Genomic DNA, 24,210 nt, shown 5'->3' with positions numbered 1-24,210 from the left:
GATGAGCCGCTATCACATTGATGCAGCTCACTTTTTCGAAATGGATCAGTCTTCCAGTTCGGCCCAGCGCTCGAGCAAGGCATCGAGTTCCTGCTGCAACGCGTCCAGCCGCGCCAGGGTTTCGCGCTGCTCGTCCTGCGGGCGCATATAGAAATCCTGCTGTGCGATGGTTTCCTGGACACCCGCCAACTCCGCCTCGACCGCGTCGATCTGCCCGGGCAAGGCCTCCAGCTCACGCTGCAACTTGTAGCTGAGCTTTTTCTTCGCCGGCGCCTCGCTCGGTGCCGCGGCAGCCGGCACGGGTTCGGCGGCGGGCGCCAGCGCGGTGTTCAGCTCGGCCTTGCCGCTCTTCGACTCGCTCACGCCGAGCAGGCGCGGCGTGCCCCCTTGGCGCAGCCAGTCCTGGTAGCCACCAACGAACTCGCGGACCTTGCCCTCGCCTTCGAAGACCAGGGTGCTGGTCACCACGTTGTCGAGGAAGGCACGGTCGTGGCTGACCATCAGCACGGTGCCCTGGAAGCCCAGCAGGACTTCCTCCAGCAGCTCCAGGGTTTCCACGTCGAGGTCGTTGGTCGGTTCGTCGAGCACCAGCAGGTTGGCCGGCTTGCTGAACAGCTTGGCCAGCAGCAGGCGCGCGCGCTCGCCGCCGGACAGCGCCTTCACCGGGGTGCGGGCGCGCTGCGGGCTGAACAGGAAGTCGCCGAGATAGCTGAGCACATGCCGGTTCTGGCCGTCGATGGTGATGAACTCGCGACCTTCGGAGATATTATCGATCACCGTCTGCTCGGGTTCGAGCTGATGGCGCAACTGGTCGAAATAGGCCACTTCCAGCTTGGTGCCGACTTCGATCCTGCCCGAGGTCGGCTGCAGGTCGCCAAGCAGCAGCTTGAGCAGGGTGGTCTTGCCGGTACCGTTGGCGCCGAGCAGGCCGATACGGTCGCCGCGCTGCAGGACCATGGAGAAGTCGCGTACCAGCGGCTGGCCGCCGGGATGGGCGAAGCTGACGTGCTCCACCACGATCACCTGCTTGCCGGACTTGTCCGCGCTTTCCAGCTGGAAGCTGGCCTTGCCCTGGCGCTCGCGGCGCTCGGCGCGTTCGCGACGCATCTCCTTGAGCGCCCGCACCCGCCCTTCGTTGCGCGTGCGGCGGGCCTTGATGCCCTGGCGGATCCACACCTCCTCCTGGGCCAGGCGCTTGTCGAACAAGGCGTTGGCTGCTTCTTCGGCGGCCAGTTGCTGTTCCTTGTGCACCAGGAAACTGGCGTAGTCGCCGTTCCAGTCGATCAGGCGGCCACGATCCAGCTCGAGGATGCGGGTCGCCAGGGACTGCAGGAAGGCACGGTCGTGGGTGATGAACAGCACCGCGCCGTTGAAGCCCAGCAGCGCTTCCTCGAGCCAGGCGATGGCGCCGATGTCCAGGTGGTTGGTCGGTTCGTCCAGCAGCAGCAGGTCCGGCTCGGCGACCAGCGCCTGGGCCAGCAGCACGCGCCGACGCCAGCCGCCGGAGAGCTCGGCGAGGGTCTTGTCGGCCGGCAGCTGCAGGCGGCTCAGGGTGCTGTCCACCAGTTGCTGCAGGCGCCAGCCATCGCGCGCCTCGAGTTCCTGCTGGACCCGCGACAGGCGCGCCAGGTCGTCGTCGGTATGGATGTTCAGGCTCAGGTGGTGGTATTCGGCGAGCAGCTTGCCGACTTCCGCCAGGCCTTCGGCCACCACGTCGAACACTGTCCGTTCGTCGGCACGCGGCAGTTCCTGGGGCAATTCGCCGATCTTCAGCGCCGGTGCGCGCCAGACTTCGCCGTCGTCGGCCTGCTGTTCGCCCTTGACCACCTTGAACAGGCTGGACTTGCCGGTACCGTTGCGCCCGATCACGCAGACCCGCTCGCCACGGCCGATCTGCCACGACACCTTGTCCAGCAAGGGAGTGGTGCCAAAGGCAAGGGATACATCGGTGAACTTGAGCAGGGTCATGGGCGCCTCCGGAAACAGGGCGCGCATTTTACGCCGGATAGGCATCGGATGGCACGGCGCTTTCACCGCCATGCGGCAACGGCTAAGCTTAGGCGAGCCATCCGCCCGGCCTCGGGCGCGCCCCGCGACAGCGGTCGCGCGCCGGTCCCGCGAGCGGTCGAAACGCCCGTAGGCAGCCGTTGCGGACCTGCCGACGTTACCCGACATCACCTGCCCGGATAAGTCATGCGCGGTCGCCTGTTCACTCTCGTTTCCTGCCTGTTGCTCAGTATTTCCTCCGTCGACGCGGTCCACGCCGCTTCCCTGACCGAACAACGCCGTCTCTACGACCAGGCCAAGGCCGCCCTGGCCAAGGGCAACAGCGCACCCTACATGGCCTCGCGCAGCGCCCTGCGCGATTACCCGCTGGAACCCTACCTGGCCTACGACGAACTGACCCATCGGCTGAAGACCGCCAGCAACGAGGAAGTCGAGCGCTTCCTCACCGAGCACGGCGACCTGCCGCAGATCGGCTGGCTGAAACTGCGCTGGCTGCGCCTGCTGGCCGATCGCGGCGACTGGAAGACCTTCGTCAACCACTACGACCCGAAACTGAACTTCACCGAACTCGACTGCCTCTACGGCCAGTACCAGCTGGGCCACGGGCAGAAGGCCGAGGGCTACGCCACCAGCGAGCGCCTGTGGCTGGTCGGCAAGTCGCAGCCGGCCGCCTGCGATACCCTGTTCAGCCTCTGGCAGGGCGAAGGCCAGCTCACCGAGGAGAAGGTCTGGAAGCGTCTCAAGCTGGCCGCCGAGGCGCGCAACTACAGCCTTGCCTCGCACCTCGCGCAGCGCCTGCCGACCCTCGGCAACCAGGGCACGCTGATGGTCAGCGTGGCGCAGAACCCCGCCCAGTTGAGCCAGACCGGCCGCTTCAGCCAGCGCGACCACGCCACCGCCGACGTGGTCGGCCTCGGCCTGCGCCGCCTGGCGCGGCAGGACCCGGAAAAGGCCCTGAGCCTGCTCGACTACTACAGCTCGGCGCTACCCTTCTCCAGCGACGAGAAGGTCGCCATCGCCCGCGAGATCGGTCTCAGCCTGGCCAAGCGCTTCGATCCGCGCGCGCTGCCGCTGATGACCCGGTACGACCCCGGCCTGCGCGACAACACCGTCACCGAATGGCGCACCCGCCTGCTGCTGCGCCTGGGCCGCTGGGACGAAGCCTACGCGCTGACCCGCAAGCTGCCCCAGGACCTCGCCGCCACCAGCCGCTGGCGCTACTGGCAGGCGCGCAGCCTGCAGCTGGCGCAGCCGAACAGCAAGGAGCCGATCGCGCTGTACCAGAAGCTCGCCGGCGAGCGCGATTTCTACGGCTTCCTCGCCGCCGACCGCCTGAGCGTGCCGTACAAGCTCGGCAACCGCCCTGCGCACATCGACCCGCGCGTCCTGCAACGCGTTCGCAACGCCGCCAGCACGCGCCGGGCCATGGAGTTCTTCAACCGTGGCGAAGTGATCAACGCCCGCCGCGAGTGGTACCACGCCGCGCGCCTGTTCGATCGCGACGAGCTGATCGCCCAGGCCAGGCTGGCCTACGACATGCAGTGGTATTTCCCGGCGATCCGCTCGATCAGCCAGGCGCAGTACTGGGACGACCTCGACATCCGCTTCCCGATGGCGCACCGCGCCACCCTGGTGCGCGAAGCGAAGAACCGCGGCCTGCACTCCAGTTGGATCTTCGCCATCACCCGCCAGGAAAGCGCGTTCATGTCCGATGCCCGCTCGGGGGTCGGCGCCACCGGCCTGATGCAGCTGATGCCCGGCACCGCCAAGGAGACCTCGCGCAAGTTCGGCATCCCGCTGGCCTCGACCCAGCAACTGATCGTGCCCGACGTCAACATCCGCCTCGGCGCCGCCTACCTGAGCCAGGTGCATGGCCAGTTCAACGGCAACCGGGTACTCGCCTCGGCCGCCTACAACGCCGGTCCGGGCCGCGTCCGCCAGTGGCTGAAGGACACCCGCCACCTGGCCTTCGACGTATGGATCGAGACCATCCCGTTCGACGAGACTCGCCAGTACGTGCAGAACGTGCTGTCCTATGCGGTGATCTACGGACAGAAGCTCAATGCGCCGCAGCCCATCGTCGACTGGCACGAGCGCTACTTCGACGATTTCTGAACCCCAACCCGGCCCGGACACCCGGGCCTCAACAGCACCTTGAAAAGGACCTCGAGATGAACAAGCCCCTCGCCACCGCCCTGCTCGCCGCCGCCAGCCTGCTGCTCGCCGACGGCGCCCTGGCCGCCGACGCCTGCGGTACGCCGCGCAACGCCTTCGACAGCGTGTACTGCCGCAGCGGCGAGTTTTCCCAGGCCGACCGCGAGCTGAACCAGCAGTTCGGCAGCCTGCGCAAGCACCTGAACGACGGCCAGAAAGCCCTGCTGAAGAAGAGCCAGATCGCCTGGATCAAGGAGCGCGACGCGGCCTGCAGCGAAAGCAAGGACAACGGTTACTTCGTCAACCTCGACTGCGCCACCCAGAAGACCCGCCAGCGCCTCGACTTCCTCCGCGAGCGCGAACGCGAGTGCCTGAGCACCGGCTGCGTCGACGCCAAGCTCTGATCGCCCACGATAGCCGCCCGCCGCAACGGCGGGCGGTCGCTCCTCAGTCGAGGATTTCCACCGCCATCCCCACCTCCAGGCTGCCCTGCCCCAGCGGGATCAGGTTCTGCCCGAACAACACCGCGCCATCCTTCTCCCGGTAGGTCTTCAGGGTCGTCAGCGGCTCGCGGTCCTCGTTGCGCTCGCCGGTCGCCGGATCGAGGGTGGTGAGGATGCAGCGGGAACAGGGCTTGGCCACGACGAACTCGGCCGAGCCGATGCGGATGCGTTTCCAGCCGTCCTCGGCGAACGCGGCGCTGCCCTCCACCACTAGGTTGGGACGGAAGCGCAGCATCTCCAGCGACCGGCCGACCCGCTGGCTGAGGTCGTCGAGCGAAGCCTGGCCGATCAGCAGCAGCGGGAAGCCGTCGGCGAAATGCACCTTCTGTCCCGGCTCGGCGTAGCCGGTATCGATCTGCCGCGCGCGCGCCTCGGGGATGTGCACCAGGCGCGTTGGGCGGCCGAGGAAGCGCGTCAGCCAGTCCGCCGCGGCGTCGCCGGCATCCGGCGCCTGCAAAGTGTCGCGCCAGACCGTGACACCACGCAGGTTGGCGTCGGGCGCCGGTACTTCGAGGCTCAGCTCGGGCATTTCCGGCGCATTCAGCACCAGCACTTCCGCTGCCGCCCAGCGCGCCTGGATACGCCCCAGCTGCGGCAACAGGCGCTGGGTGAAGAAACGTCCGGTTTCGGTATCCACCGCCATCCAGCGTCGGTCGCCGACCACCCCCAGCGCATCGAGCGCGACGCGCTCCAGGGACTCGGCGGCGGAAGACTTGATCGGATAGCGGTACAGCGCGGAGAGACGGAACATGGAACCAGCATCCTTGGAGGAAAGATGCTGTTATACGGTGCGGCGGGAAAGGCCGGCAAGACACAGACGCCACTCCAGGCAGCGCATCGGCCGGCCCACCCTCAATCTTCGCGCGGCGGCTCGCGGAGCAACGGCGAGTCGGCCGGCAGGTGCACCCGCAGCGCGCCCGGGGAAACCGAGAAACGCAGCGTGCGTCCTTCCAGCGGCTCGCCATCGAGATTGATGTCGAGCCCCTCCGCCGCTTCCACCTCGAGCCACGGCACCCGGGCACGGACGAACAGGCCCTCGACGCCGTTGCCACCGCCGAGCAGGCTGCCCAGCGTACCGACCATGTCCTGGGGTGTCGGCAGGATGCTCACATCCAGCAGGCCATCGTCGACCCGCGCCTGCGGACACAACACATGCCCGCCGCCGGCCTGGCGACCGTTGCCGATGCCCAGGGCGAGGAACTCGCCTTCCCACTCGAAGTCCGGAGCGCTGAAACGGCCCTGGGCGGCATGCACTTCGGAAAAGCGGGTCAGACCGGTGAGCAGGTAGGCCACGCCGCCGAGGACCTTCTTCAGGTCTTCCGAAGTGTTCGCCGTGACCTTGGAGCCGAAGCCGCCGGTCGCCATGTTGAGGAACAGCTTGCCGTTCACCTCGCCCAGATCGATCGGGCGCGCCGTCTGGTCGAGCAGGGCCAGGGCAGCGGCTGGTTCCAGGGGTATCCCGGCGGCACGGGCGAAATCATTGGCGGTGCCCAGTGGCAGGATCGCCAGGCTCGCTTCGCCCCGCCCCAGCGCCAAGGCCTCGGCGACCTCGCGCAAGGTACCGTCGCCACCACCGGCGACCAGGGTGGAATAGCCGTCAGCCAGCGCCGCCTCGACGATGCGCCGGGCATCGCCGTCCTCCCAGGTCACCCGCACCGCCAGTTCCCGCCCGGCCTCGCGCTGCGCCGCGACCGCGGCGCGCACCTCCTCGTTTCCCGCCTGCTTGCCGTGCAGCACCAGCAAAGCCTTGCCTTTGTCCATCGCGCCGAACTCCTCGTCGTGGCCTTGTCTCTGCCTATTGACCGCGTTTCCGGGGCGGAAGTGCGGCACCCGGTTCAGGCAGGGTAGCCGGTAATCTCGCGAATGCTCCGGTAGAGCGGGCGCAGTTGCCGGTACATGCGCAGGTAGACCTCGCGGTAGAGCCGCTGGTAGATCCGCTGCGCTTCCACCCGGGGCAGGAACACCTGGCCGACGCGGGTCATCCCGGCCACCGCGCTGGCGACGTCCGGATAGAGGCCGAGCCCCACCGCGCAGTCGATCGCCGCGCCCAGGCCGGATGCCTCGTAGACGTGCGGGCGCTCCGCGGGCAGGCCGAAGATGTCGGCGGTGAGTTGCATCGCCGCGTCGCTCTGCGAACCGCCGCCGGCCACCCGCAAGCGGGTGATCGGCGTGCCCGAGCGCTTTTCGATGCGTTCCTTGCCCTGGCGCAGGGCATAGGCCAGGCCCTCGAGGATGGCCCGGTAGATGTGCGCCCGGGTATGCACGTCGCCGAAACCGATCATCGCTCCCTTGGCCTCCAGGCCCGGCTCGCGGATTCCCGGCGACCAGTAGGGTTGCAGGGTCAGGCCCATGGAGCCGGGCGGCACGCCATTGACCAGTTCGTCGAACAGTTGCTCCGGCTCGACCCCCTGCTCGCGCGCCTGCTGCATCTCGCGCAGGCCGAATTCGCGCTTGAACCAGCTGACCATCCAGTAGCCGCGGTAGATCATCACCTCGGTATTGAAGTGATCGGGGATCGCCGCCGGATAGGGAGGGATCAGCGGCACGGTCTCCAGGTAACGGGCACGGGTGGTATTGATGGTCGCCGTGGTGCCGTAGGACAGGCAGGCCACCGAAGGTTCCAGCGCGCCGGCGCCGAGCACCTCGCAGGCCTTGTCGGCGCCGGCGGCGATCAGCGGCAGGCCGGCCGGGATACCGGTATGCCGGCTGGCCTCGGCGCTGATCTCGCCGAGCCGCTCGCCCGGCTTGAACAACTCCGGCAACTGCTCGCGGCGCACCGCCAGCGCCTGCCATTTCCAGTCGCGCGGCGCGGCCCAGCGCAGGCGCTTGTAGTCGAACGGCAGGTAGGCCACGCAGCAGCCCACCGAATCGACGAAGCGGCCGGTCAGGCGGTGGCTGAGAAAGCCGGAAAGCAGCAGCACCTTGTCGGTCTTCGCGGCGATCTCCGGCTGCTCCTGGGCCACCCAGTTGACTTCGGCCTGGGCGCGGAAATGCTCCACCGCGCCCTCCGCGCCGACCAGCTTGAACAGCCAGCCCCAGGGGCCCCCGATGCGCGCGCGGACCTCGGCGCGGCGCTGGTCGAGCCAGAGGATCGCCGGTCGCAGCGGTCGTCCCTCGACGTCGACGTGGATCACCGTGCCGCGCTGGGTGGTCAGCGAAACCCCGCGGATCAGCCGGCGGTCGATGTCCACCTGGGCCCAGAGCCGCCGACAGGCCTCGCCGAGCATCGCCCAGTAGTACTCGGGGTCCTGCTCGGCCCAGCCCGGATGCTTCGAGTAGTAGGCCTCCAGCTCCACCTTGCCCTTGCCCAGCAGGTTGCCCCTCAGGTCGAACAACAGGGCGCGCACGCTCTGGGTGCCATTGTCGATCGCCAGCAGGTAGTTCTTGTCGTCGTTCATCTCGTTCTCGTCTCGGACGGTCAACCGGGCAGGCTGTAGTGCCGGCGCCAGAGGTCCAGGTAGGCCTGTTGCTCACGTTCCCAGCGCGGATCGTCCCAGCCCAGGCGCGCCTGGCAGAGCGCGCGGACGCGCGGCAGGCAGGCCGCGCCGCCTTCGGGCAGCAGCAGGCCGATACGGGTGCGGCGCAACAGCAGGTCGTCGAGGTGCAGCACCAGTTCCGCCTCGGCGGCGAACGCCAGCTCGGCCCACAGCGTTTCGCTGGACCCCACGCAGTCCGTCCCGAGCGTTTCCACCAGCCGCTTCAGGCGAACCAGGTCGCGTCCGTAGCGGCCGGCCAGGCGGCGCTGCTGGCTGATGCCGAGCCCGTCGACGAGCGGACGATCACAGGCGCCGAACACCGCCGCGCCGTCGTCCGTGACCGTACGCCCGAGCAGCGGCGCGCAGGCCTGCAGCACTTCGATCGCCAGCGGACGGAAGGTGGTCAGCTTGCCGCCGGCCAGGGTCACGCAGCCCGGTTCGCGCCAGAGCACGTGCTCGCGTTTCTCGTCGGACGGCTTGCCGCTGTCGTCGCCGCTGCTGACCACCGGTCGCACGCCGGCCCAGGTCGAGAGCACGTCGCGCGCCTCGATGGCGGCGGCCGGAAACTGCTGCGCGCAAGCCGCCAGCAGGTAGTCGAGTTCATCCTGGCTGATCCGCGCATCCCGCTCCAGGCCATCGCGATGGTCGAGATCGGTGGTACCGACCACGGTCGCGCCTTCCCAGGGGAACACGAACACCGGTCGCCGGTCCTCGTCATGCATGAAGCTGAACGCATGGGCCACCGGCAGGCGCCAGGCCGGCAGCAACAGATGGCTGCCGCGCAGCGGGCGGATGTGCTCGCTGCCGCCGGGCTGGCGCAACTCATCGGCCCAGGCGCCGGTGGCCACCGCCAGGGCGCGGCAGCGAAAGTCGAGAAGCTCGCCGCTTTCGCGGTCCTCGGCGCGCAGGCCGACGACCCGGCCGCCCTCGCGCAGCAGCTCGCGCACGCGCATGCCGTTCAATGCCTCGCCGCCGTCGTGGCGCGCCTCGGCCAGCACCCGCAGCACCAGGCGCGCGTCGTCGGTCAGCGCGTCGAAGAAGCGCGTGCCACCGAGCAGCCGCTGTTCCTTCAGGCCCGGCGCCAGGTAGCGCAGTTCGGCGGCGTCGTAGAAGCGATGGTTGCGCCGCCCGGCAAGGGCGTCGTAGACGCTCAGCAGGCCGCCGAACACGCGCGGGCCAGGGAAGCCACCGCGATAGTGGGCCATCACGAAACTCAGCGGCTCCACCAGCCCCGGCGCCTCGCCGAGCAGGCGCTGGCGCTCGCGCACCGAGTCGCGGGTCAGTCGCCACTGGCCCTTGGCGATGTAGCGCAGGCCGCCATGGACCATCTTCGACGAACGACTGGAGGTGCCCCAGGCGAAGTCCCGCTGCTCCAGCAGCAGGCAACGCCAGCCGCGCCGTGCGGCTTCACGGAGGATGCCGGCGCCGCTGATGCCGCCGCCGACCACGATCAGGTCCCACTCCCGCTCCGCCAGCGCCGGCAGGCTACGGCGGCGCCACTCCGCGTTCCAGGGCGAGGTCATCCCGATCAGTCCTGCAGCAGGGCGCCAGGGTTGAGCCGCCCGGCCGGGTCGAAGTGGCCGGCCATGGCGCGCAACGCGGCGATGCCCAGCGCGCCCTTCTCGCGCGGCAGGTAGGCCGCGTGGTCCCGGCCGACGCCGTGCTGGTGGCTGATGGTGCCGCGGTTGTCGACGATGGTCTGGCTGGCCGCGTGCTTCAGGCGCTTCCAGCGCTCCAGCGTCGCCGCATAGCTCGCGGCCGGACGGAACACGTAGGTGGTATAGATGCTCGACCCCTCGCCATAGACATGCGAGAGGTGAGTGAACACATGGACCTTCTCGCCCTCGGCGGCCAGGCCGTCGCGCAGGCTGGCCTCGACCTTCCGCAGCAGGCTGTCGACATTGCTCCAGTCGGTGGCGGTCTCCAGGGTGTCCACGGCGTAGCCGGCCTGCCACAGGGCTTCGCGCAGGTAGGGGAAGCGGAAGCGGTTCTGCGCCCACTTGCGCCCCAGCAGGGTGCCGGTGAAGACCCCGCCGAAGCGTTTCAGCAGGACCTTCGCCTGGCTCAGCGACAACGCGTTCTGCCGGCGGTCGCCGGTCACGCCGAAGGTCAGCATGCACTTGCCCTCGCCCGCGCCGCGCAGCGCCAGGTACTTCTCCAGCCAGGCGATCTGTCCGGGATGGCCGGCCAGGGCCAGCTGGGTCATAGTCTCCACGGCGTTGGACAGGCGCAGCATCGACAACGGCACGCGCGCCTGGGCCAGCTCGCGGGTGGCTCGCAGGGCCTGGTCCCAGTTCGGCAGGAAGACGCTGTAGAAGCGTTCGTTCTCCGCCAACGGCGTGACCCGCACCTTCACCGCGGAAATGATCCCGAAGCGCCCCTCCGAACCCAGCACCAGCTCGCGCAGGTCCGGTCCCGCCGCGGATGCCGGGAAAGTAGCGATTTCAAGCGGCCCGGCGAAGGTCTCCAGGGTCCCGCCGGCGAAAAGCTGTTCGATCCGCCCGTAGCGCAGCGACTGCTGGCCGCTGGAGCGGCTGGCGACCCAGCCGCCGAGGGTCGACAGCTCCCAGGACTGCGGGAAATGCCCGAGGGTGTAGCCCAGCGCGCGCAGCTGGCTTTCCACCTGCGGGCCGGCGGCGCCGGGGCCGAAGGTGGCGACCAGGCTCTCGCGGTCCAGATCGAGCAGGCGGTTCATGCGCGCAAGCGACACCGTCAGCACCGGCCGTTGCGTGAGCGGCGGGTTGATGTGACCGGCCACCGAGGTGCCGCCGCCATAGGGGATCAGTTGCAGGTCGCGGGACTCGGCCAGGGCCAGCAGCGCGCGGATCTGTTCGGCGGTTTCCGGATAGGCCACCGCGTCCGGATAGACGCCGAAGTCGCCCTCGCGCATCGCCAGCCAGTCCGGCAGGCTCTGCCCGCGGGCATGCAGCAGGCGGTCGCGGGGCTCGATGCTGTACTGCGGGTCGGCCTCCAGGCGCGACGCAGGGACCTTCGCCAACGCCGCCTCCAGGCTCGCGTCCGGCAGACGCACGCCCTCCCCGACCAGCTCCGCCAGGAACCCGCGGGCGCTGTCCGGCAATTCGACCACGGTGCTTTCTTCGCCCCAGCCATTCCAACGGCGCATGAACCTCTCTCCTCGCTTGTCGCGGCAACCTGTTTATCGGAACCTTTCTGGCTGCCTATACTAGCCAGCCGCCTTCGCCTGTCACTGTCGGATCGAGACACTCCCTGTGACCGATCAAGACAGCCGGCACGCACGCCGGACGGCCTGTTCCATCCGCCACGACAAGAACAACGACCATGCAGACCCTTGGCTCCACCTCGGTTCCGGCCCTGCTGAAATACCTGCGCCACGCCGAACGGCTCGGCCTGGACATCGCCCCCGCGCTGGCCGCCGCCGGCCTCGAGGCCGGCCAGCTCGACGACAATCGCCAGCGCCTGCCGGGCGAAGCCCACGAGCGCCTGCTCGGCTATTTCTGCGAGCACTCCGGCGATCCCCTGTTCGGCCTGCGCTCGGCGCGCTTCGTCCAGCCCGGCTCGTGGAGCGTGCTCGGTTACATCGCGATGAACTGCGCCACCCTGGGCGAGGCCATGAGCCGTATCGCGCCCTACGAGAAACTGGTCGGCGACATGGGCACCAGCCGCATCGAGGCGGCCGACGGACAGGTCCGGCTGATCTGGAACTGCCGCCACCAGACACCCCTGGTACGCCGCCACATGGTCGAGCACGTCCTGGCTTCCTGGGTCCTCTATGCGCGCTGGATCGCCGACATGGAGGGTTCGCCGGACGAGGTCTGGCTGGAGCACGAACTGCCGGACGGAACCCGCGTGGAAGACTACGAGACCTTCTTCGGCTGTCCGGTGCGCTTCGCCCAAGCCTGCTCGGCGCTGCTGGTGCCGCTGGACTACCTGGCGCTGCCGCTGCGCCAGGCCGACGCGACGCTGCTGCGCACCCTGGAGGAACATGCCCTGGCGCTGATGGCCGAGTTGGACGACGACGAGCCGCTGCCGCTGCGGGTGAAGAACGCCCTGCGCCAGTTGCTCAAGGACGGCCTGCCGCGCAAGGAGCGGGTGGCGGAGAAGTTCGGCATGACCGTACGCACCCTGCAACGCCACCTGCAGCAAGCCGGCAGCAGCTACCAGCAGACCCTCGACGAACTGCGCCGCGAACTGGCCGAGCACTACCTGCTGCATAGCGAGCTGCCGATCCAGGACATCGCCCAGTACCTGGGCTTCACCGAGTCGCGCTCGTTCCATCGCAGTTTCAAGGGCTGGACCGGACAGACGCCCGGCGAGTACCGGCAGCATCGCAAGGATCCGACGGCGCAATGAAAAACGGCGGCCGGGAGGCCGCCGTCGCGTCAGTCGAGCAGTTCGCTCAGCGGAATGAACGCCACGCCCTCGCCTTCGGCCAGCGTCCGGCCCTCGCGCACCTCCACCAGCCCCTCGGCCCAGGAAGCGCTGCGCAGCACCCCGGAACTCTGGTTCGGATAGAGCACCGCGCGCCCCTGCTCCAGGCGCCCGCGCAGGTATTCGCGACGCGGCCCCGCCTTCGGCCAGGCGAAGCCGGCCGGTACCTCCACTCGCAGCGGCGCGACCTGCGCCACGCCAAGCCGGCGCAGCAGGTAGGGACGCGCCAGCAGGGCGAAGGTGACCAGGGTCGAGGCCGGGTTGCCCGGCAGACCGATCACCGGGATGCCCTGGAACTGCCCGACGGTCAGCGGCTTGCCGGGTTTTATCGCCAGCTTCCAGAGAGTCAGCTCGCCGGCTTCGCGCAGCGCCATGCCAAGGAAGTCGGCCTCGCCCACCGATACGCCGCCGGTGGACAGGATCAGGTCGACCCCGGCCAGGCCGGCCAGGCGCTCGCGGGTCCGCGCCAGGTCGTCGGGGAGGATGCCGGCGTCGAGCACGTCGCAGCCCAGCCGTTGCAGCCAATCCTTGAGCAACGGACGATTGCTGTTGTAGATCTGCCCGGCCTGCAGCGGCTGGCCCGCCTCGACCAGCTCGTCGCCGGTGGACAGCAGCGCCACCCGCGGCTTGCGTCGCACCTCCAGGGCCGCGCAGCCAAGCGAAGCCGCCAGCCCCAGTTCGATCGGGCGCAGGCGCGTGCCGGCCGGCAGGACCAGGTCGCCCTGGCGGGCCTCCTGGCCGCGTGGGCGTACATGCTGGCCCGCGCGCAACGGCTGGGTGAAACGCACGCGGCCATCGTCGAGCGCTTCGGCGTTTTCCTGCATCTCCACCAGATCGGCGCCTTCCGGCAGCGGCGCGCCGGTGAAGATCCGCGCACAGGTACCCGCTCGCAGCGGCTGCGGCGCCTGTCCGGCAAAGATCTTCTGGCTGACCGGCAGCGGCTCGCCGGTCCAGTCGGCGAGGCGCAAGGCGTAGCCGTCCATGGCACTGTTCGGCCATGGCGGCAGGTCCAGGCCGGCCAGCAGGTCGACCGCCAGCACGCGGCCGCCAGCCTGCTCCAGGGGCACCCGCTCACACGCATCGATAGGCGTTTGCGCGGCCAGTTCGAGGAGCCGTTCCAGCGCCGTCTCGACCGGCATCAGCCCAGGATGGTCGCAGCAGCCGTTCACCCGCGGCTCTCGCAGGGCGCCGCCTGTTTCAGGTGCGGGACGAAGTTGCACGGGCGATGACGGGCGTCCAGTTGCTCGACGAGAATGCCTTCCCAGGCAGTGCGACAGGCGTTGGTGGAGCCCGGCAGGCAACAGACCAGGGTGCCGTTGGAAAGGCCGGCCAGGGCCCGCGACTGGATGGTGGAAGTGCCGATGTCGGCGACGGAGATCTGCCGGAACAGCTCGCCGAAGCCGTCCACCTGCTTGTCCAGCAGGCAGGCCACCGCTTCCGGGGTGCTGTCGCGGCCGGTGAAACCGGTACCGCCGGTGATCAGCACGACCTGCACGCTGTCCTCGGCGATCCAGGTCGCGACCTGTGCGCGGATCCGGTACAGGTCATCCTTCAGCAGCACGCGAGCGGCCAGGTTGTGCCCGGCCTCGGTCAGGCGGTCGACGAACAACTGGCCTGAGGTATCGGTTTCCAGGGTACGGGTATCGCTGACGGTCAGGACGGCGATGTTCAACGGCACGAATGCCGTTTCGGCCTTGTGGCTCATGGGGTTGGCCCTTGCTTGTGGACGTGATCGCGGTGTTATATCACAGGCCCGACACGGAGACCCGAGATGCCCGATAGCGCCCTGCCCCCCTGCTCCATACTGATCCTGGCGGGTGGTCGCGGCCAACGCATGGGCGGGCGCGACAAAGGCCTGATCGAATGGCAGGGCCTGCCCCTGATCGCCCACCTGCAACGCCTGGTACGCCCGCTCACCGACGACCTGATCGTCTCCTGCAACCGCAACCAGGAACGCTACGCGGCATACGCCGACCGCCTGGTGAGCGACGACAGCCTCGACTTCCCCGGCCCGCTCGCCGGCATCCGCGCCGGCCTGGCGGTGGCCCGGCATCCCTGGCTGCTGGTGCTGCCCTGCGACGCGCCACGGATCGACCATGCCCTGCTGGAAACCCTGTTGCAGGCCGCCGGCCGCGCCCCGGCACGCCCCTGGATGCTGCGCTGCGGTGGCCAGTGGGAACCGCTGTTCAGCCTGATCCCGACGCATCTGGCCGAAGAGATAGAACACGCCTGGCGCCAGGGCGACCGCAGCCCGCGTCACGTCCTGTTGCCGCTTGGCGCGCAGGCCATCGAACTGGCCGCGGGCGATCCGCGGCTGGCCAACCTGAACACCCCCGAGCTGTTGGCTAAACACCACGAACTGAAGTAAAACGGAACGGACGTCGAGTCGAATTTTCTCGAAGGCGGGGGGAACGCTCGTTTTCAAGGGGGAACTCTTCCTAGAACTCGTCTGTCAGAAACTCGTAACTTCAAGTCTGACCGCACAGGAGAACTGCGCAATGATCAAGCGGATGCTACCCGCCCTCCTCCTCGCCGTAGGCCTCGGCGCCCTCGCGGGTTGTTCCAGCCCTACCGTGATCACCCTCAACGACGGACGCGAGATCCAGGCCGTAGACACTCCTTCCTATGACGAGGATTCCGGTTTCTACGAGTTCGAACAGCTCGACGGCAAGCGCGCCCGCGTGAACAAGGATCAGGTCCGCACCGTCAAGGAACTCTGATACCGTCGCGTAACAGGTTTTCCTGAAGACCCCGTCGACTCGAAGGAGCGACGGGGTCTTTGCTTTTCCCATCCGGGAAAACCGGGCTCGAAAAAAAATTCATCTAACCCCTTGTGTACCAAAACTTTTTCTGTAGAATGCGCCCCAACAAAACGGAGCGTAGCGCAGCTTGGTAGCGCGTCTCGTTCGGGACGAGAAGGTCGCTGGTTCGAATCCAGTCGCTCCGACCATATCCCGCCCTCCAGACCTCGCAAGATGATCTGGAAGCAACAGAAGAACCGGCCCAGGCCGGTTTTTTTGTGCCTGTCGCCTCCCTTCCCGGCAAATCCGCCCGATACCGAAAAAGCCTCTGCCAGCATCGCCAGCGCAACCCGCTGGCGACGTCGTCCATCGCCATCTCACTGCCACTCTCCTCTCCTCGACGCGCGTTTCCTATCCCTTGCGCTGTTGACAGTGCGAAATCCATTCTTCTATTTTGGATCCTGGATCCAATTTTGAGTTGTCGTTTGTGAAGTCCCGAAAATATTCCGTAAGCACGCTGTTACCCCGGGTCCAGGCGCCCTCGCACCTGGCCCGCAACCTGATCGAGACCACCTTGAGAGACGCGATTCTGGATGGACGATTGGTGAGCGGCACGCCGCTGCGCCAGGAAGAGCTGGCCGAACTGTTCGGCGTCAGCCGCATGCCGGTGCGCGAGGCGCTGCGCCAGCTGGAGGCGCAGGCCCTGGTGCAGATCGTGCCGCACAAGGGCGCCGTGGTGACCCAGCTGATCAGCGACGACGCGGTCGAGACCTACGCCGTACGCCTCCTGCTCGAGCCCGAGGCATTGCGCCAGTCGATTCCGAACCTGCAGGCACAGGACCTGGAGGAAGCGCATGCGCATATCGCCGCGATGGAGAACGAAACCGACCTCGCCAGCCTGGGACGGCTGAACCGCCTGTTCCATCTGGCGCTGTACCGGCGCACGCCGAACGCCAAGCTGTTGCGCCTGATCGACAACGAGTTGCAGGAGGAGGAGCGCTTCCTGCGCTTCCACCTGTCGGCCATGGGCCTCGGCGAAATGGCCCAGGACGACCACAAGGCCCTGGTGGCGCTCGCCGCTGCCGGAAACACCGAGGGCGCCGCCGAGGTCTTGCGCAAGCACCTGCAAATGGCTTCGGACACCATCCGCAGCTACCTGGAAAGACGCCTTACGAGTTAACCCGCACCACCACAACCCAGCCGATGAGGTGTTACATGGAAGGACAAGCACGCGTTCGCGACCTCGACTTCAGCCTGAGCCCCGAGGAACTGGAGCAGTTCCACCGGGACGGCTACATCGGGCCTTTCGATCTGTACCAGCAGGACGAGATGGCCGCCAAGCTGCAGGCCTTGCGACCCAGGCTGATCAACACCCGCAAGGCGATCTACAGCCAGGACAAGGCGGTATCGGGCATCACCAACCTGGCCAACTATGACCGCCACCTGGACGTCGACTTTCTCGCCGAGCACATCACTCGTCCGGAAATCGTCGACCGGGTAGCGAGCATCCTCGGCCGCGACACCCTCTGCTGGCGCACCGAATTCTTTCCCAAGTACCCCGGTGACGAAGGCACCGACTGGCACCAGGCCGACAACTTCTCCAACGTGGCCGGTTCCAAGCATCCGCAGATCGTCTGGCCGGAAGACGCCGAGTTCGGCGGCACCATCACCGTATGGGCCGCGTTCACCGAAGCCAGCGTCGAGAACGGTTGCCTGCAGTTCATCCCCGGCACCCACCGGACCATGAACTACGACGAGTCCAAGACCATGGACTACCAGGCCGATAGCATCAACAAGCTGGAAAAGGACGGCGTGCGCCGCGGCTTCTTCGGTTACGACTATCGCCAGTTGCAGAAGGACCCGAACTGGAAGCCCGACGAATCCAACGCCCGGTCCATGGTCATGCGCCAGGGTCAGTTCATCATTTTCTGGTCGACCCTGATGCATGCCTCGCACCCGCACAGCGGCCTGACCGAGCAGATGCGCCTGGGCTTCGCCGCCCGCTACCTGCCCACCTCGGTTCGGGTCTACCCCTACTCGAACACGCTGCAGGAGTTCGGCGGCGAAGCCAGCCTGGACAAGTTCGGTTGCGTGCTGGTGTCCGGCGAGGACCGTTTCAGGCACAACCGTTTCGTCGAAAGCACCTGCAACGGCTACCGCTTCCCGCTGCGCTGAGCCCCACCGACCAAGGAGGACCGACGATGAATAGCATCGCAGACATCGGCAAGATCGAGTTCTGGCTGATCAACACCTGCCGCGAACTGGGCCTGCGCGTGGACGCCCCCGACAGCGACTTCTTCGCCGCGGGCGGCACCTCGCTCAGCGCCATCCGCCTGATCGCCAAGGCCGAGGAGCATTTCGGCGAGGATGCCCTGCCGCCCGAGGACCTCTTCGCGCAAAGCAGGATCCACGACATCGCCAGTTGCATCCAGCGCAACAGCTCCCACTTCAACGCCCTGACGGAGAACTGAAGTCGTGTCCGGGCATGCGTACGACGAGCGCTGGCTGCTGCTGCCCAGGCCGCGGCCACGGCCGCGCCTGCGCCTGATCTGTTTTCCCTACGCCGGAGGCAACCCCGACCTGTTCCGCGGTTGGGTGGACGATCTGGACCAGGACGTGGAACTGCTCGCGGTACGCCTGCCCGGCCGAGGCTGCCGGATCAAGGAAGCGCCATACGAAGACTGGCCGGCGCTGATCGAGGGCTGCCTCGAAGCGCTGGCCCCCTACCTCGACTCGCCCCACGCGTTCTACGGACACAGCTTCGGCGGCCGCCTGGCCTACGAGCTGGCGCAGCACACCCGGCACAGCCATCCCGGGGCGACCCGCCGGCTGTTCGTCAGCGGCTGTCGCAGCCCAGCCAGCCCGCAGGCGCAACCCCACCTGCACACGCTCTGCGCCGAGGACTTCCAGCAGGCCCTGCGCAGCATGGGCGGCACGCCCCCCGCGGTCCTGGAAAGCGAGATGCTGATGCGCCTGATGCTGCCGGCCCTGCGCAGCGACATGCGGCTGTCGGAGATCTGGCAGGACTGGCACCCCCTGCCGCTGGATATACCCATCCACGCCTACTTCGGCCACGACGACCCGATCGACCGGCAAGACAGCATGGCCGGCTGGTCGAAGCACACCACGGACGACTTCGAGCTGGTGGGGATCGATGGCGGACACTTCTTCCTCGACAGCCATCGCCGGCAATTGCTGGACAGCATGAGCACACGGATGAGGCACGAACATGCGCACGCTTGAACTGGACGAGGCGGCCCTGGCCCTGCACGAACGAATCAACCGTACCCGGGAATCCTACCCGGAGCATCTCGCGGTCGGCGAGCTATTCGCCCGCATCGCGGCAGAGCGCCCGCAAGCGATCGCGTTGCGCTACCGGGAGCGCGAGCTGAGCTATGCGCAGTTGAACGCCCAGGCCAACCGCCTGGCCTGGCAATTGCTGGCCAGGGGCGTGCAGACCGGCGACGTCATCGCCGTGGTCCTGCCGCGCAGCCCGGAACTGATCGTAGCCTTGCTGGCGATCCTCAAGGCCGGCGCCAGCTATCTGCCGATCGATCCAGCCTGGCCGGAACAGCGCATCCACGAACTGTTCCGGCAAACCGCCTGCGACTGCCTGGTGGGCGACGAAAGCGCGCGCCGCGATCCGCGCCTGTCGCGCTACCGGCAAGCAAGCCTGGACGAGGCCGGCGAGGATCCGGGAAACCCTCCGCTCGAGGTGGCCGCCGATGCCATCGCCTACATCAATTTCACCTCCGGCTCCACCGGCACGCCCAAGGGCGTGCCCATCCCCCATCGCGGCATCACCCGCCTGGTCTGCAATGCCCGCTATGCCAGGCTGGACGAGAACAGCCGGCTGCTGCAGATGGCGCCGGTAACCTTCGACGCCGCTACCTTCGAGATCTGGGGCGCCCTGCTGCTCGGCGGCACCTGCGTGCTCTACCCGGACGCCTTCGTCCGCGCCTCGCGCCTGCAGCGGGTCCTCCAGGAACAACGGATCAGCGTGCTGTTCCTCACCACCGCCCTGTTCAACACCCTGGTCGACGAAGCACCGCAGGCGCTGGCCGGCGTCGACACCGTTCTCACCGGCGGCGAAGCCCATTCCCTGCGTCACATGGCCAAGGCCCTGGCGCTCTATGGCACGGAACGGATCGTCAGCGTGTACGGCCCGACGGAGAGCACCACCTTCGCCACCTTCCACCCGGTGCGCGAATTGCGCGAGGAGGACACCGCCCTGCCCATCGGCCTGCCGATCCAGAACACACGGGTCTACCTGGTCGACGGGGGCCGTCTCTGCGGACCGGGACAGAGCGGCGAGGTCTGCCTCGCCGGACCGGGCCTGTCGCCGGGCTACCTGGGGCTGCCGGAGAGCACCCGCGAACGCTTCTTCGAATGCCGCATCGGCGAACGCCGGGAGCGCCTCTATCGCACCGGCGACCGCTGCTACTTCCGCACCGATGGCGCGCTGGTGTTCCAGGGACGCATGGACGACCAGGTGAAGATCAACGGCTTCCGCATCGAACTGGGCGAGGTCGCCTACCACCTCAATCGCCATCCGCAGGTGCGCCAGAGCTTCGTCACCGTCACCGAGGCGGCGCACGGCGAGAAGGCGCTGGTCGCCTTCGTGGTCGCCGCCGCGCCGTCCTGCTGCCCGCAACGCCTGCGCGACGACCTTGCGGCGCGGTTGCCGGGCTACATGGTCCCCGGGCGCATCCAGCTCTGCGCCAGCCTGCCGCTTTCCGCCACCGGCAAGATCGACCGTCGGCGGCTGCTCGCCACCCTCCAGCCATCGGGAGAACCCGCTCATGAGCATCAGTAAACGTGCCCAGCAGTTCCAGGACATCCTCCGCCAGCGCGGCCTCGACCTGACCGTCCAGGAGTTGCCCGACTCGACCCGCACCGCCGACGACGCGGCCCAGGCGCTGGGCTGCGAAAAGGCCCAGATCGTCAAGTCGCTGGTGTTCCGCACCCGCGCCAACACCCCGGTGCTGGTTCTCGCCAGCGGCCCGAACCGGGTGAACGAAAAAGCCATCTCGCGACTGCTCGGCGACAAGATTTCCAAGGCCGATGCGGATTTCGTCAAGGAAGTCACCGGCTTCGCCATCGGCGGCGTCCCGCCGCTCGGTCACAAGCAGGAGGTGAAGCTGTTCGTCGACGAGGATCTGCTGACCTACGACGAGATCTGGGCCGCTGCCGGCACGCCGAACGCGGTGTTCAGGATCCCCGGCTGCCTGACCGAGATCCTTCCGGCGCACCAGGTGATCTCGGTGAAGTGAGGGCCGCCGGGCATGTCCAGTCCCTACCTGAGCGACAGCCACCAGGCCTTCGCCGAAGAAGTGCGGCGGACCCTGCGCGAGCGGCTGCTGCCCCTGGCGGAAGCCGCCGAGGAGCGCGGCCGCCTCTGCGAGGAAGCCTGGCAGGCGCTGGCCGACCACGGCCTGCTGAGCCTGCCGCAGCGCGGCGAGGGCTTCCTGGAAAGCGCGGTATTCCTCGAGGAACTCGGTGCGCTCGGCTATGCCGGCGTCCGCGCGGCGATCGGCGTGCATGCCTACATGGCCAGCGCCTACCTGGAACTGTTCGGCAACGACGAGCAGCGCCAGCGCTATCTCCCCGCCATCCGTGCCGGGCGAACCATCGCCGCCCTGGCCATCAGCGAGGAACAGGCCGGCAGCGATCTGTCGCGAATGCAATGCAGGGCCGTCCCCGGCGTCGACGGTTTCGTCGTCCATGGCGGCAAGCGCTACATCGCCAATGGTTCGCGCGCCTCGCTGATCGTCACCCTGGTGCGCAGCGGCGAAGGCGGGCATGCGCTGGGCAGCAGCAGCCTGCTGCTGATCGACGGCGACAGCCCCGGCCTCAGCCGTACGCCGCGGCCGATGCTCGGCTGGCGCAGCGCGGACGTCTGCGACCTGGATTTCAACGACGTCGCGGTATCCGCCGGCAACCTGCTCGGCAAGCCCGGCAAGGCGTTGTTCTACCTGATGCGCGGCCTGGACTTCGAGCGCCTGGTCGCCGGCCTGCTCGCCCTCGGCGGCGCCGGCCACAGCATCCGCCTGCTCGACGGCTTCGTCCGTCGGCACCAGGTCCAGGGCGCTCCGCTATGCGACAAGCAGAGCGTCCGCCATCGCCTGGCCGACCTGCTCGGCGAACACGAGATGCTGCGCCACTACGCCTATCAGTTGGCCTGGCGCCACAGCCAGGACCGGCTCGATACCCGCTCGGCATGCATCCTCAAGCTGCGCGCCAGCGAACTGGCCGTGGCCGCCGCCCAGGCCTGCGCGCAACTGCACGGCGCCCAGGGCTATCGGATCGACTGCGAGGTGGCGCGCCTGCACCGCGACGCCCTGGCCGGCACCATCGCCGCCGGCGCCAGCGAACTGATGCGCGACATGATCTTCGACAGTTCGCCAGCACAATGACTCTGCATGGATGCCCGAATCATGGATGTGACGACCTTCCTCGGCCTCGCCCTGCTACCGATCCTCTCCCCCGGCCCGTCGAGCATTCTCGTCGTGCGCAACAGCCTGCGCCACGGGCTCTCCTTCGCCAGCAGGCGCCTGCTCGCCGACCTCGCCGGGACCGTGCTGAGCGCCAGCTTCCTGCTCTACGGCCTGGGTTCCCTGATCAACGGTTCGAAGCCGCTGCTGGTCGGCATCCAGCTCGCCGGAGCCGGCTATGTCCTGCTGGCCGGCCTGCTCTGCCTGCAGCGCATGCGCCGGCCGCCCACGGATACGTTCCGCGTGTCGCGAAGCGCTGGCGGTCTGTGGCTGGAGTCCTTCCTGGCCGGCCTGCTCAACCCCAAGACCCTGGTCTTCTTCGCCCTGCTCCAGCCACTGCTCGCCGGCGCGGAAGAGCGCGCCGCCCCGCTGGCCTATGCGCTGGGCTACAGCCTGTACAAGGGCTGCGTGCTGACGCTGACCTGCGCCGTATTCCTGCTCGCCCGGGACTGGTGCAGGCGCCGCCTGCGCCTGGCCAACGGGATCCTGGGCACCGCCCTGGTCGCGGCCGGCTCGGGCTTCCTGGTGAAACTCTCAGCCGGTTTCTAGAAAAGCAAGAAAGCACCAACCCAACCTATGAAAAAGCGTTTTTATTGTGAAAAAAAGTATTCGACAGCAATAAATAGCAACAATTTGGCAGGCCGATTTACCTAGACTGCTCGCATCCCTGATCGACAGGGCACGCTACCGACTGCGGCTGGCAAGCCAAGGAGAATTCGCATGATGCTCAAAGACCCCTCGCGCAAGTACCGCCCGTTCAACACCGTCGACCTGCCGGACCGCCAGTGGCCTTCCCGCGTGCAGCGCAAGGCGCCGACCTGGTGCAGCGTCGACATGCGCGACGGCAACCAGGCCCTGATCGAACCCATGAATGCCGAGCGCAAGCGGCGCTTCTTCGACCTGCTGGTGCAGGCTGGCTTCAAGGAAATCGAGGTGGGCTTCCCCGCCGCCTCGCAGACCGATTTCGACTATGTTCGCGAGCTGATCGAGAGCCGCAAGATTCCCGACGACGTCACCATCCAGGTGATGACCCAGGCTCGTACCCACCTGATCGAGCGCACCTTCGAGGCGCTCAAGGGCGCGCCGCGGGCCATCGTCCACGTCTATAACGCCACCGCACCGGTATTCCGCGAAGTGGTGTTCGGCGTCGACAAGCCCGGCTGCATCAAGATCGCCACCGATGCCACCCGCGAGATCAAGGCATTGATGGAGCGCAATCCGGAGACCGACTGGACCTTCCAGTACTCCCCGGAAACCTTCTGCTTCACCGAACTGGAGTTCGGCCTGGAAATCTGCGAGGCGGTGGTCGAAACCTTCCAGCCGACCCCCGCGAACAAGATGATCCTCAATCTGCCGACGACCGTGGAGGTCTCCACCGCCAACGTCTTCGCCGACCAGATCGAGTGGTTCTGCCGGCATATCAGCAAGCGCGACAGCGTGATCATCAGCGTGCACCCGCACAACGACCGCGGCACCGGCGTCTCCACCGCCGAGCAGGCCTGCCTGGCCGGCGCCGAGCGGATCGAGGGCACCCTGTTCGGCAACGGCGAGCGGACCGGCAACGTCGACATCCTCAACCTGGCGATGAACCTCTACACCACCGGCGTCGACCCGGAACTGGACTTCTCCGACATCACCCGGGTCATGCGCGAGGTCGAATACTGCAACCAGTTGCCGATCCACCCGCGTCATCCCTATGCCGGCGAACTGGTGTTCACCGCTTTCTCCGGCTCGCACCAGGACGCCATCAAGAAAGGCTTCGCCGCGCGCCAGGAACGACCGGACGGCTTCTGGGAAGTGCCCTACCTGCCGATCGACCCGGCGGACCTGGGACGCAGCTACGAAGCGGTGATCCGGGTCAACAGCCAGTCCGGCAAGGGCGGCGTCTCCTACCTGCTGGAACAGAACGGCATCGTCCTGCCGCGCCGCCTGCAGATGGAATTCAGCCAGGTGGTGCAGCAGGTGGCCGACGCCACCGGCAAGGAAATCAGCAGCGAGATGATCCTCTCCTGCTTCGAAGAGGAATATCTCGACGAGCTGACCCCCTATGCCCTGCGCGCGCCTCGCCTGAACAGCCAGGGCGAGCAGACCAGGATCGACGCGGTGCTCGCCGGCCCCTACGGCGAGCAGCCGCTCGGCGGAACCGGCAACGGTCCGTTGGCCGCCCTGGTCGAGGCCTTCGCCGCGCGCGGCCTGAACTTCGACATCGCCGACTACCATGAGCACGCCATGCGCGGCGGCGCCGAGGCGGAAGCCTTCGCCTACGTCGAGATCCGCGTCGGCAACCGCCTGCTGTTCGGCGCCGGGCGCGACGGCAGCATCCTCACCGCGTCGCTGAAGGCACTGACCAGCGCGGTCAACCGGGCAACCCGCCTGGGCCTGCTGGCACCCCAGCAGCAACGCGCCTCCAACGGCTGACCATGAG

At 67.8% G+C, this 24,210-nt stretch carries 22 protein-coding genes and 1 tRNA gene; 15 read left to right on the top strand and 8 right to left on the bottom strand.

Features of this window, described 5'->3' with window-relative positions:
- Positions 1-45: 45 nt before the first annotated feature.
- Complete coding sequence (locus PSPA7_RS10235; protein ID WP_012075141.1) at positions 46-1,968, bottom strand: ATP-binding cassette domain-containing protein; 1,923 nt, start codon at positions 1,966-1,968, stop codon at positions 46-48.
- A gap of 225 nt (positions 1,969-2,193) precedes the next feature.
- On the opposite strand from PSPA7_RS10235, the gene slt reads away from it, so the two are divergent.
- Complete coding sequence (gene slt / locus PSPA7_RS10230; protein ID WP_012075140.1) at positions 2,194-4,122, top strand: lytic transglycosylase Slt; 1,929 nt, start codon at positions 2,194-2,196, stop codon at positions 4,120-4,122.
- Positions 4,123-4,178: 56 nt separating this feature from the next.
- Positions 4,179-4,565 carry a lysozyme inhibitor LprI family protein gene (locus tag PSPA7_RS10225; protein WP_012075139.1) on the top strand — a complete coding sequence of 129 codons (387 nt, stop codon included), beginning with the start codon at positions 4,179-4,181 and terminating at the stop codon, positions 4,563-4,565.
- Between the two features lie 43 nt (positions 4,566-4,608).
- On the opposite strand, the gene PSPA7_RS10220 is transcribed toward PSPA7_RS10225, so the two are convergent.
- The 5 genes from PSPA7_RS10220 to PSPA7_RS10200 all read right to left on the bottom strand — a co-directional run bounded on the left by PSPA7_RS10220 (position 4,609) and on the right by PSPA7_RS10200 (position 11,264).
- Entirely contained in the window at positions 4,609-5,415 is an 807-nt protein-coding gene (locus tag PSPA7_RS10220; RefSeq protein ID WP_003153157.1) for an MOSC domain-containing protein, read from the bottom strand.
- Between the two features lie 101 nt (positions 5,416-5,516).
- Positions 5,517-6,425, bottom strand: coding sequence for a lipid kinase YegS (gene yegS / locus PSPA7_RS10215; protein ID WP_003153159.1), 909 nt, complete (start codon positions 6,423-6,425; stop codon positions 5,517-5,519).
- A gap of 74 nt (positions 6,426-6,499) precedes the next feature.
- Complete coding sequence (locus PSPA7_RS10210) at positions 6,500-8,062, bottom strand: FGGY-family carbohydrate kinase (protein ID WP_003153160.1); 1,563 nt, start codon at positions 8,060-8,062, stop codon at positions 6,500-6,502.
- A 20-nt stretch (positions 8,063-8,082) separates the two neighbouring features.
- Positions 8,083-9,663 carry a glycerol-3-phosphate dehydrogenase/oxidase gene (locus PSPA7_RS10205; protein WP_012075138.1) on the bottom strand — a complete coding sequence of 527 codons (1,581 nt, stop codon included), beginning with the start codon at positions 9,661-9,663 and terminating at the stop codon, positions 8,083-8,085.
- 5 nt (positions 9,664-9,668) lie between these two features.
- Positions 9,669-11,264, bottom strand: a complete 1,596-nt coding sequence (locus PSPA7_RS10200) for an FAD-binding oxidoreductase (protein WP_003156428.1) — start codon at positions 11,262-11,264, stop codon at positions 9,669-9,671.
- Positions 11,265-11,440: 176 nt separating this feature from the next.
- Between PSPA7_RS10200 and gliR the strand changes: the two genes are divergently transcribed.
- Complete coding sequence (gliR, locus tag PSPA7_RS10195; RefSeq protein WP_003156427.1) at positions 11,441-12,472, top strand: AraC family transcriptional regulator GliR; 1,032 nt, start codon at positions 11,441-11,443, stop codon at positions 12,470-12,472.
- Positions 12,473-12,501: 29 nt separating this feature from the next.
- On the opposite strand, the gene PSPA7_RS10190 is transcribed toward gliR, so the two are convergent.
- Complete coding sequence (locus tag PSPA7_RS10190; protein WP_012075137.1) at positions 12,502-13,719, bottom strand: molybdopterin molybdotransferase MoeA; 1,218 nt, start codon at positions 13,717-13,719, stop codon at positions 12,502-12,504.
- Positions 13,716-14,255 carry a molybdenum cofactor biosynthesis protein B gene (gene moaB / locus PSPA7_RS10185; protein WP_012075136.1) on the bottom strand — a complete coding sequence of 180 codons (540 nt, stop codon included), beginning with the start codon at positions 14,253-14,255 and terminating at the stop codon, positions 13,716-13,718. Before moaB ends, PSPA7_RS10190 begins: the two co-directional genes overlap by 4 nt.
- Positions 14,256-14,321: 66 nt before the next feature.
- Between moaB and mobA the strand changes: the two genes are divergently transcribed.
- The 12 genes from mobA (at position 14,322) to leuA (ending at position 24,203) form a co-directional block, all read left to right on the top strand.
- A complete protein-coding gene (mobA, locus tag PSPA7_RS10180; RefSeq protein ID WP_003157111.1) occupies positions 14,322-14,918 on the top strand; it encodes a molybdenum cofactor guanylyltransferase MobA in 597 nt (198 codons plus the stop codon).
- A 130-nt stretch (positions 14,919-15,048) separates the two neighbouring features.
- Entirely contained in the window at positions 15,049-15,270 is a 222-nt protein-coding gene (locus PSPA7_RS10175; protein ID WP_003091247.1) for a YgdI/YgdR family lipoprotein, read from the top strand.
- Positions 15,271-15,423: 153 nt separating this feature from the next.
- Positions 15,424-15,500: transfer RNA gene (locus PSPA7_RS10170), tRNA-Pro, on the top strand.
- A gap of 278 nt (positions 15,501-15,778) precedes the next feature.
- On the top strand, positions 15,779-16,471 hold the full coding sequence (locus tag PSPA7_RS10165; protein WP_012075135.1) for a GntR family transcriptional regulator: 693 nt from the start codon (positions 15,779-15,781) through the stop codon (positions 16,469-16,471).
- Positions 16,472-16,506: 35 nt separating this feature from the next.
- Positions 16,507-17,466 (top strand): chlorinating enzyme, encoded by a 960-nt coding sequence (locus PSPA7_RS10160; protein WP_012075134.1) that lies wholly within the window; start codon positions 16,507-16,509, stop codon positions 17,464-17,466.
- 26 nt (positions 17,467-17,492) lie between these two features.
- Positions 17,493-17,762, top strand: a complete 270-nt coding sequence (locus PSPA7_RS10155) for an acyl carrier protein (protein WP_003157114.1) — start codon at positions 17,493-17,495, stop codon at positions 17,760-17,762.
- A 4-nt stretch (positions 17,763-17,766) separates the two neighbouring features.
- Positions 17,767-18,534 carry a thioesterase II family protein gene (locus tag PSPA7_RS10150; RefSeq protein WP_003157115.1) on the top strand — a complete coding sequence of 256 codons (768 nt, stop codon included), beginning with the start codon at positions 17,767-17,769 and terminating at the stop codon, positions 18,532-18,534.
- A complete protein-coding gene (locus PSPA7_RS10145; protein WP_012075133.1) occupies positions 18,521-20,107 on the top strand; it encodes an amino acid adenylation domain-containing protein in 1,587 nt (528 codons plus the stop codon). The genes PSPA7_RS10150 and PSPA7_RS10145 overlap by 14 nt, the downstream gene beginning before the upstream one ends.
- Positions 20,094-20,564, top strand: coding sequence for a YbaK/EbsC family protein (locus PSPA7_RS10140; RefSeq protein ID WP_012075132.1), 471 nt, complete (start codon positions 20,094-20,096; stop codon positions 20,562-20,564). The genes PSPA7_RS10145 and PSPA7_RS10140 overlap by 14 nt, the downstream gene beginning before the upstream one ends.
- A gap of 12 nt (positions 20,565-20,576) precedes the next feature.
- A complete protein-coding gene (locus PSPA7_RS10135) occupies positions 20,577-21,707 on the top strand; it encodes an acyl-CoA dehydrogenase family protein (RefSeq protein ID WP_012075131.1) in 1,131 nt (376 codons plus the stop codon).
- A 21-nt stretch (positions 21,708-21,728) separates the two neighbouring features.
- On the top strand, positions 21,729-22,334 hold the full coding sequence (locus PSPA7_RS10130; RefSeq protein ID WP_012075130.1) for a LysE family translocator: 606 nt from the start codon (positions 21,729-21,731) through the stop codon (positions 22,332-22,334).
- 171 nt (positions 22,335-22,505) lie between these two features.
- Positions 22,506-24,203, top strand: a complete 1,698-nt coding sequence (gene leuA / locus PSPA7_RS10125) for a 2-isopropylmalate synthase (protein WP_012075129.1) — start codon at positions 22,506-22,508, stop codon at positions 24,201-24,203.
- The last annotated feature ends 7 nt before the right edge of the window (positions 24,204-24,210 follow it).

Source organism: Pseudomonas paraeruginosa PA7, from assembly GCF_000017205.1.
GTDB classification, from domain to species: domain Bacteria; phylum Pseudomonadota; class Gammaproteobacteria; order Pseudomonadales; family Pseudomonadaceae; genus Pseudomonas; species Pseudomonas paraeruginosa.
The sequence above is the reverse complement of the archived record's forward strand: the minus strand, read 5'-3'. Positions and strand labels throughout refer to the sequence as shown.

Excerpts from the sequence above, each read along its gene's own strand:
- PSPA7_RS10235 (WP_012075141.1), bottom strand. The coding sequence starts at position 1,968 with ATGACCCTGCTCAAGTTCACCGATGTATCCCTTGCCTTTGGCACCACT.
- slt (WP_012075140.1), top strand. The coding sequence starts at position 2,194 with ATGCGCGGTCGCCTGTTCACTCTCGTTTCCTGCCTGTTGCTCAGTATT.
- PSPA7_RS10225 (WP_012075139.1), top strand. The coding sequence starts at position 4,179 with ATGAACAAGCCCCTCGCCACCGCCCTGCTCGCCGCCGCCAGCCTGCTG.
- PSPA7_RS10220 (WP_003153157.1), bottom strand. The coding sequence starts at position 5,415 with ATGTTCCGTCTCTCCGCGCTGTACCGCTATCCGATCAAGTCTTCCGCC.
- yegS (WP_003153159.1), bottom strand. The coding sequence starts at position 6,425 with ATGGACAAAGGCAAGGCTTTGCTGGTGCTGCACGGCAAGCAGGCGGGA.
- PSPA7_RS10210 (WP_003153160.1), bottom strand. The coding sequence starts at position 8,062 with ATGAACGACGACAAGAACTACCTGCTGGCGATCGACAATGGCACCCAG.
- PSPA7_RS10205 (WP_012075138.1), bottom strand. The coding sequence starts at position 9,663 with ATGACCTCGCCCTGGAACGCGGAGTGGCGCCGCCGTAGCCTGCCGGCG.
- PSPA7_RS10200 (WP_003156428.1), bottom strand. The coding sequence starts at position 11,264 with ATGCGCCGTTGGAATGGCTGGGGCGAAGAAAGCACCGTGGTCGAATTG.
- gliR (WP_003156427.1), top strand. The coding sequence starts at position 11,441 with ATGCAGACCCTTGGCTCCACCTCGGTTCCGGCCCTGCTGAAATACCTG.
- moaB (WP_012075136.1), bottom strand. The coding sequence starts at position 14,255 with ATGAGCCACAAGGCCGAAACGGCATTCGTGCCGTTGAACATCGCCGTC.
- mobA (WP_003157111.1), top strand. The coding sequence starts at position 14,322 with ATGCCCGATAGCGCCCTGCCCCCCTGCTCCATACTGATCCTGGCGGGT.
- PSPA7_RS10175 (WP_003091247.1), top strand. The coding sequence starts at position 15,049 with ATGATCAAGCGGATGCTACCCGCCCTCCTCCTCGCCGTAGGCCTCGGC.
- PSPA7_RS10160 (WP_012075134.1), top strand. The coding sequence starts at position 16,507 with ATGGAAGGACAAGCACGCGTTCGCGACCTCGACTTCAGCCTGAGCCCC.
- PSPA7_RS10155 (WP_003157114.1), top strand. The coding sequence starts at position 17,493 with ATGAATAGCATCGCAGACATCGGCAAGATCGAGTTCTGGCTGATCAAC.
- PSPA7_RS10145 (WP_012075133.1), top strand. The coding sequence starts at position 18,521 with ATGCGCACGCTTGAACTGGACGAGGCGGCCCTGGCCCTGCACGAACGA.
- PSPA7_RS10140 (WP_012075132.1), top strand. The coding sequence starts at position 20,094 with ATGAGCATCAGTAAACGTGCCCAGCAGTTCCAGGACATCCTCCGCCAG.
- PSPA7_RS10135 (WP_012075131.1), top strand. The coding sequence starts at position 20,577 with ATGTCCAGTCCCTACCTGAGCGACAGCCACCAGGCCTTCGCCGAAGAA.
- PSPA7_RS10130 (WP_012075130.1), top strand. The coding sequence starts at position 21,729 with ATGGATGTGACGACCTTCCTCGGCCTCGCCCTGCTACCGATCCTCTCC.
- leuA (WP_012075129.1), top strand. The coding sequence starts at position 22,506 with ATGATGCTCAAAGACCCCTCGCGCAAGTACCGCCCGTTCAACACCGTC.